Origin of the sequence: Microbacterium marmarense, from assembly GCF_037204165.1 — a bacterium.
Lineage (GTDB): Bacteria > Actinomycetota > Actinomycetes > Actinomycetales > Microbacteriaceae > Microbacterium > Microbacterium marmarense.
Map to the genome: position 1 here is coordinate 1 of NZ_JBBDGL010000010.1, position 1055 is coordinate 1055.

1 protein-coding gene is annotated in these 1055 nt (G+C 56.5%); it reads left to right on the forward strand.

Features of this window, described 5'->3' with window-relative positions; genetic code table 11:
• On the forward strand, positions 1 to 999 hold a 999-nt coding region (gene rfbB / locus WDU96_RS13595), incomplete at its 5' end, for a dTDP-glucose 4,6-dehydratase (protein ID WP_337339070.1).
• Between the last annotated feature and the right edge of the window lie 56 nt (positions 1000 to 1055).

Here is a 1055-nt window from a genome sequence, read left to right on the forward strand (position 1 = left end):
ATGCGTAAGTTGCTCGTTACCGGCGGTGCCGGGTTCATTGGTTCGAACTTTGTGCATCATTTGGTTGAGCACACGGATGACCAGGTCACGGTGCTGGATAAGTTGACGTATGCGGGCAATGTGCTGTCTCTGGCTGGGTTGCCTGAGGACCGGGTGCGGTTCGTGGAGGGCGATATCACGGATGCCGGGTTGGTAGACGGGTTGTTTGCTGAGGTGGATGCGGTGGTGCATTACGCTGCGGAGTCGCATAACGACAATTCTTTGGATAACCCGCGTCCGTTTTTGGATACGAACATCATCGGCACCTACACGTTGCTTGAGGCTGCGCGTAAGCATGACCGGCGTTTTCATCACATCTCGACCGATGAGGTGTATGGGGATTTGGAGTTGGACGATCCGGAGCGTTTCACCGAGTCGACGCCGTATAACCCGTCGTCACCGTATTCGTCGACGAAGGCGGGTTCGGATTTGTTGGTGCGGGCGTGGGTGCGTTCGTTTGGTGTGAAGGCGACGATCTCGAACTGTTCGAACAACTATGGTCCGTATCAGCATGTGGAGAAGTTCATTCCGCGTCAGATCACGAACGTGATCCGCGGGATTCGTCCGAAACTGTATGGTGCGGGTGAGAACGTGCGTGATTGGATTCACGCGGATGATCATTCCAGTGCGGTGTTGACGATTTTGGATCGCGGTGTGATGGGTGAGACGTATCTGATCGGTGCGGATGGTGAGAAGAACAACAAGGATGTTGTTGAGCTGATCTTGTCGACGATGGGTCAACCTGCCGACGCGTACGATCACGTCACGGACCGTCCCGGTCATGACATGCGTTACGCGATCGATTCAGCACGGTTGCGTGATGAGTTGGGGTGGATGCCGCAGTACAGCGACTTTGAGTCAGGGATCGCCGCGACCATCCAGTGGTATCGCGATAACGAGGCGTGGTGGGCTCCCGCGAAAGATGCCACCGAAGCGTTCTACGCATCGAAGGGTCAGTGACCGTGACCGACGAGTCCGCGATCGTGTTCAGCAAGCCGCTCGCGGCGACCACGACG